We start from the raw sequence: 6,339 nt of genomic DNA, 5'->3' as shown, positions 1-6,339 counted from the left end.
GTCCAGGCGCCGGCCGCGCCCACGCGCACACGCGACCAGGCGATCGCCGCGCTGATGGCGCTGCCGGAACTCAAGACGTGGTCGGAGCAGATCGAACGGCGCGCGCACGGCGCGGCGCACGGGGCCGTCATCGAGGACGATCCGACCCCGCGCGTCATCGAAGGAAAAAAGTACTATCAGCTGAGCTTCGTGGAAGACCGCAAGCAGAACGTGCACCGCCGCGCCAGCTTCCTCGTGTCGTACGAGGGCGACGACATCCTCGTTGAAGACCTGGACAATGATTCCGTGCAATCGCTGGCCGAATGGCGGCGCAACATCCGCAACGTCGAACTGAAGTCGCGTTGATCGGCCACAAACCAGCCCCCATTCGACGCGTCTATCGTGGACGCTGCCGCTGACCGTGCAGCGTCACCGCCCGTTCGCGCGGACGGTGGCGCCACTCCTCCCCCGGTCGGCGGCGCCTCCCCCTCATCGCTTCACACCCGCGCCCGCCACTCTGCCAGGTAATGCTGCGGCGTCTTGCCGAGCAGCTTGCGGAACATGCTCGTGAACGCGCTCGGGCTCGCATAGCCGAGTGCCGCCGCGATCCTGCCCACGCTCTCGCCGCGCGCCAGCATTTCGAATGCGTGCGCCAGGTGCACCTGCTGCACCCACTGGCGGTAGTGCAGGCCCGTCTCGCGCGGGAACAGCCGGATCAGCGTGCGCGCGCTGGCGCCCGCGTCGAGCGCATAGTCGTCGAGCCGGCGCTGGCTGGCGGGATGCGCCATGATGTCCGCGCACAGGGCCTGCAACCGGCGGTCGCGCGGCCACGGGACGGCGATCGGTACCGTCTCCATGGCCTCCAGTTCCGACAGGATCAGCCGCGCCAGCGCCTCGCCGCGGCCGCCGGGCGGATAGTCGACGGGCTCCGCCGACAGCGCCAGGATCAGCTCGCGCAGCAGCGGACTCACTTCAAGCACCTTGCAGCCGTCGACGAGGCGGCCGGCCGCCTCCTTCTCGATGTACAGCGTCCGCATATTGACCCGGCTGAGCATCGTCAGCTCGTGCACGATGCCGGGCGCGATGAGGAGTGCGCGGCGCGGCGGGATGATCCACACGCCCAGCGCCGTGCGCACCCGCATCACGCCTTCGCTGGCGTACAGCAGCTGCACCCACGGGTGGCTGTGGGCTTCGACCAGTTCGCCGTGCTGCACTTCGGACGGCACGGCCGTCACGCTGCGCGGCAGCTTGCGGAATTTCTGGCGGTAGCGGGGAGAAGGCGAGATTGTCACTTGGGCGATGATAAATGGAATATGCGTTCGAATCGACGATATTACACTGGCCAGCCATCCCATCGAAAATCATCATGACCACGCCCACCTCGCCTTCCGTCACGGCGTCCGGGCCGGCCAGCGCCGCGCCCGGGACCGTCCTCCAGATCCTGTTTTCGGTCGCCTTCGTGCACCTGCTGAACGATTGCGTGCAGGCCGTGCTGCCGTCGATCTATCCGCTATTGAAAGAGCAGTTCGCGCTCAGCTTCACGCAAGTCGGCCTGATCACGCTGACGTTCCAGTGCACGGCGTCGCTGCTGCAGCCGTGGATCGGCCTGGCCACCGACAAGCGCCCGATCCCGTTCCTGCTGCCGGCCGGGATGTGCGTGACCCTGGCCGGCGTCGCGCTGCTGGCCGTCGCCGGCACGTTTCCGATGCTGCTGCTGGCCGCGGGCATGATCGGCATCGGCTCGTCGACCTTCCACCCGGAAGCCTCGCGCGTGGCGCGGCTCGCGTCCGGCGGACGCTTCGGCTTCGCGCAGTCGCTGTTCCAGGTCGGCGGCAACCTCGGCTCCGCATTCGGCCCGCTGCTGGCCGCCGCCATCATCGTGGGCCGCGGCCAGGGCCGCATCGCGTGGTTCATGCTGTTCATCCTCGTCGCCGTGATCGTGCTCGTGGGCGTCGCGCGCTGGTACGGCAGCCACCTCAAGACGATCACGCGCAAGGCCGCCGCGCATGCGGGGCCGGCGCTGCCCCGTGCGACCGTCATCCGCGCGCTGGCCGTGCTGGCCATGCTCGTGTTCTCGAAATACGTCTACATGGCGAGCCTGTCGAGCTATTACACGTTCTACCTGATCGAGAAATTCCACGTCCCCGTCGGCACCGCGCAACTGTACCTGTTCGTGTTCCTCGCGGCCGTGGCGGCAGGCACGTTCGCGGGCGGCCCGATCGGCGACCGCATCGGCCGCAAGCGCGTGATCTGGGTGTCGATCCTCGGCGCCGCGCCGTTCACGCTGGCGCTGCCGTATGCAGACCTGTTCTGGACCGGCGTGCTGTCGGTGGTGATCGGGCTCGTGATGTCGTCCGCGTTCTCCGCGATCGTCGTGTTCGCGCAGGAGCTCGTGCCGGGCAAGGTCGGCATGATCGCGGGGATCTTCTTTGGACTGATGTTCGGCGTCAGCGGCATCGGTGCCGCGGCCATGGGGCATCTCGCGGACGTGTCCGGGATCGAGACGGTGTATCGGCTGGCGTCGTTCCTGCCGTTGCTGGGGATCCTGGCGGCGTTCCTGCCGAAGATCGAAGCACGTCAATGACAACGACGGGGTGAGCGATCACCCCGTCGTGCGTTCAACTATCGAGGTGCGAAATGAGGGCCCTGCGTCCCTCGCCCTCCCCCTCCACCGCCGCCGGCGGCAGCGCGCGCGCATGGTGCACGTCGACCGAGATCCCGACCGCCATGATGTCGATGAGGAGCAGCTGCAGTATCCGCGAAATCATCGCGAGGAAGTGCGTGCTGTCCTCCGCGTGGTCCACGGCCAGCAGCACGTCCGCGCGGCGCGCGAGCGGCGACTGGCTATTGCAGATCGCGATGACGTCGGCACCCGCCGCGCGCGCCGCCTCGACGGCCGACAGCAGGTCCGGCAGGCGGCCCGAGTTCGAGATCGCGACGACGACGTCGCCGGGTCCCAGCAGCTCGGCCGCCAGCTTGAACAAATGCGAGTCGCCGTACAGCGCGGTCGGGATGCGGAAGCGGAAGAACTTGTGCTGGCCGTCCAGCGCCACCACGCGCGAATTCCCCATCGCGTAGAACTCCACCCGTTTCGCGCGGCTCACCAGTTCGATCGCACGGTCGATGGCGCGCACGTCCAGCTGGTCGCGGAACTGCAGGATCGCCGAGATCGTGTTGTCGATGACCTTCGCGGACAGATCGTGCGTGCTGTCGCTGCCGCGCACCTGGCTGTGGCGCACGGGGATCGACCCCGTCAGGCTGCTCGCGAACTTCAGCTTGAAGTCGGCGAGGCCGAGGAAACCGAGCGAGCGGCAGAAGCGGATCACGGTCGGCTGGCTCACGTCCGCCAGCTTCGCGATGCCGGCGATCGGTTCGTTCAGCACGAGGCGCGGCTGTTCCAGCACGAGGGCCGCCACGCGCTGCTCGGCCGGCGTCAGTTCCGGGCGCAGCTTGTGGATGCGGTCCATCAGCGTGTTGCCGCCGCTGCGGCCGCGCAGGTGTTCGGACAGGATGTTCGCGACACCGTCGAATGCCACGTGCGGCGTCGAGATCACGTACGTCGGGATGTCGGACAGGTAGCTCGAAAAGCGGCCCTTCGCTTCGAAGCGCGTGCGGAACGGCGACGTCCTGAACCACTCGCCCAGGCGCGGCACGATGCCCCCGCCGATGAAGATGCCGCCGAACGCACCCAGGGTCACCGCCAGGTTCGCCGCGGCGCCGCCCAGCATGCCGCAGAAGCACTCCAGCACTTCCAGGCACAGCGGGTCCTTGTCGTCGAGCGCACCGGTGATGATCTCGGCGGACGTGCGCGCGGGCGCCTCCACTTTGTTACGCTCGGCGAGCGCGCGATGGATGATCTCCATGCCGGGACCGGAGATCAGGCGCTCGTTCGACACGTGGCTCCATTCGCGCCACGCGGTCTGCAGGATCGCGAACTCGCGCTCGTCGCTGGGTGCGAAGTTGACGTGGCCGCCCTCGCTGCCGAGCGTGACGAAGCCGTCGACGGTCGGAATGCCGCCGGAGACGCCCAGGCCCGTGCCCGGTCCGAGCACGCCCAGCACGGCGCCCGGCACGGGTTTGCCGGGGCCCACCTGCATCAGGTCCGATTCCTTCAGGCCCGGGATCGCCATCGCCAGCGCCGTGAAGTCGTTCACGATCAGCAGCGTGTCCAGCCCGAGTTCGCGGCGCACGGCGTCCGTGGAGAATTCCCACGGCCGGTTCGTCATGCGCACGTAGTCGCCGTCGACGGGATTCGCGAGCGCGAGCGCGCCGTGGTGCAGGCGCGTGTCCGCGTGTTCGGCGAGGTAGAAACGCAGCATCGGGACGATGCCCGAGTAGTCGTCGCACTTCAGCACGCGCACCGAGCGGTACGTGCCGGGTGCGGTCTGCAGCGCGAAGCGCGCGTGCGTCGCGCCGATGTCGGCCAGCAGGCGCGGGCCGTCGGCGAACGCCGTACGTGTATTGTCTGGTTGCTCTTCCATTATGCGATTGTACCGAACCAGCCGCCGTACGGTGGCAGCGTGACGGTCGTGCCGTTCACGTCGCCGGACAGGCCGTGGCCTTCCAGCTTCTTCGCCCCGGCGGCTGCCGGCCAGTCGAAGGTCAGCGGCGCATTGGTCACGTTGAACACGGCCAGCACGGACGGGAGGCCTTCCTCGTCGCGGCGCAGCGCCAGCGCCTGTTCCGGCACGTCGAAGAACGCGATGTCGCCGCGCGTCAGTTGCGGCAAGCCGCGGCGCCACTGGATGATGTTGCGCGCGAAGTTCAGCGTCGATTGCGGGTCCTTGTCCTGCCCCTCTTCGGCCAGCGCCACATGCTCCGGCGGCACCGGCAGCCACGGTTTGCCGGTGGTGAAGCCGGCGTTCGGCGTTGCGCTCGTCCACGGCATCGGCGTGCGGCAGCCGTCGCGGCCCTTGAACTCCGGCCAGAACGTGATGCCGTACGGGTCCTGCAGCAGCTCGTAAGGCACGTCCGCTTCCGGCAGCGCCAGTTCGTCGCCCTGGTACAGGCACGGCGTGCCTTTCAGCGACAGCTGCAATGCCAGCACGAGCTTGGACAGTGCGGGGGTCCATTCGCCGGCCGACCAGCGCGTGGCGACGCGAATGCTGTCGTGGTTACCGACCGACCACGACGCCCAGCCATCCTTCACCCGCGCATTGAATTCCTCGACCTGGCGGCGGATATGACGGCTGGAGAACTGGGGCGTGAGCAGGTTGAAGCTGTAGGCCATGTGCAGCTTGTCGCCGCCCGACGTGTAGTCGGCCATCACGGCCAGCGAATCGTCCGCGCCCACTTCGCCGATCGCGACGGCGCCGTATTCGTCCAGCAGCTTGCGCAGCCTTTGCAGGAACGCGATGTTCTCGGGCTGGGTCTTGTCGTGGATGTGCGCCTGCATGCCGTACGGGTTCACGTCCGTGACGGTCGACGTGTCGCGCACGAGCGCCGGCGGATTGCTTTGGAGTGTCCGGTCGTGGAAGTGGAAGTTGCAGGCGTCCATGCGCACGCCGTCGACGCCCCGTTCGAGCCAGAAGCGCAGCGAATCCAGGTGCGCCTGCTGCACGGCCGGATTATGGAAGTTCACCTGCGGCTGGTTCACGAGGAAGTTGTGCATGTAGTACTGCTTGCGGCGGCTGTCCCACTGCCACGCCGGGCCGCCGAACACGGACAGCCAGTTGTTGGGCGGGTTGCCGTCCGGGAGAGGATCGGACCACACATACCAGTCGGCCTTCGGATTGTCGCGGCTCGAGCGGCTCTCGACGAACCACGGATGGTTCTCGGCCGTGTGCGCCATCACCTGGTCGATCATGATCTTCAGGCCCAGGCTGTGCGCCTTCGCGACGAGCGCGTCGAAATCTGCGAGGGTGCCGAACAGCGGGTCGACGTCGCAGTAGTCGGCGATATCGTAGCCGAAGTCCTTCATCGGCGACTTGAAGAACGGCGACAGCCAGACGATGTCCACGCCCAGGCTGGCGATGTAATCCAGCTTGGCGGTGATGCCCGGCAGGTCGCCCACGCCGTCGCCATTCGTATCGAGATAGCTGCGCGGATAAACCTGGTAGATGATGGCTTCGCGCCACCACGGATTCTTGTCGTGCGAGGAAGTGGTCATGTGGTGTCTCTCCAGTAATTTTACGCAATATACAGGATGAAATCCTCGATGACAATCGGCGCAAAAATCGACGTCTATAGTAAATCTTCATTTAAATCATTGACTTACAATATTTCGCACAAAAAGAATCGCCACGAACCGGTAGTCAAACTACATCAACAAGTGTTAGCCTGTCGCGTCAACAAAACACCTGCCATCATGACCCGAACGACTCTCCGCGCCGCCGGCGCCCTGCTCTCCTGCCTGGCCGC

6 protein-coding genes are annotated in these 6,339 nt (G+C 66.8%); 3 read left to right on the top strand and 3 right to left on the bottom strand.

The window, feature by feature from the left end; all coding sequences use genetic code 11:
- On the top strand, positions 1–345 hold a 345-nt coding region (locus ACEN88_RS22125), incomplete at its 5' end, for a hypothetical protein (protein ID WP_413343067.1).
- Between the two features lie 131 nt (positions 346–476).
- Here ACEN88_RS22125 and ACEN88_RS22120 read toward each other — a convergent pair.
- Positions 477–1,271, bottom strand: coding sequence for an AraC family transcriptional regulator (locus tag ACEN88_RS22120; RefSeq protein WP_413343065.1), 795 nt, complete (start codon positions 1,269–1,271; stop codon positions 477–479).
- Positions 1,272–1,345: 74 nt separating this feature from the next.
- Here ACEN88_RS22120 and ACEN88_RS22115 point away from each other — a divergent pair, with 74 nt between their 5' ends.
- A complete protein-coding gene (locus tag ACEN88_RS22115) occupies positions 1,346–2,563 on the top strand; it encodes an MFS transporter (RefSeq protein WP_413343064.1) in 1,218 nt (405 codons plus the stop codon).
- A 34-nt stretch (positions 2,564–2,597) separates the two neighbouring features.
- On the opposite strand, the gene glk is transcribed toward ACEN88_RS22115, so the two are convergent.
- Together glk and ACEN88_RS22105 are read right to left on the bottom strand one after the other, a co-directional pair.
- Entirely contained in the window at positions 2,598–4,460 is a 1,863-nt protein-coding gene (glk, locus tag ACEN88_RS22110; RefSeq protein WP_413343062.1) for a glucokinase, read from the bottom strand.
- A complete protein-coding gene (locus tag ACEN88_RS22105) occupies positions 4,460–6,088 on the bottom strand; it encodes an alpha-amylase family glycosyl hydrolase (protein ID WP_413343060.1) in 1,629 nt (542 codons plus the stop codon). The genes glk and ACEN88_RS22105 overlap by 1 nt, the downstream gene beginning before the upstream one ends.
- Positions 6,089–6,136: 48 nt before the next feature.
- Between ACEN88_RS22105 and ACEN88_RS22100 the strand changes: the two genes are divergently transcribed.
- The coding region (locus tag ACEN88_RS22100; RefSeq protein ID WP_413343058.1) for a hypothetical protein at positions 6,137–6,339 on the top strand (203 nt) is incomplete at its 3' end.

The organism is Massilia sp. CT11-108 (assembly GCF_047302915.1).
Taxonomy (GTDB): domain Bacteria; phylum Pseudomonadota; class Gammaproteobacteria; order Burkholderiales; family Burkholderiaceae_D; genus Telluria; species Telluria orientalis.
Note: the sequence above shows the minus strand (reverse complement) of the source record. Positions and strands in the feature narration are given on the sequence as shown.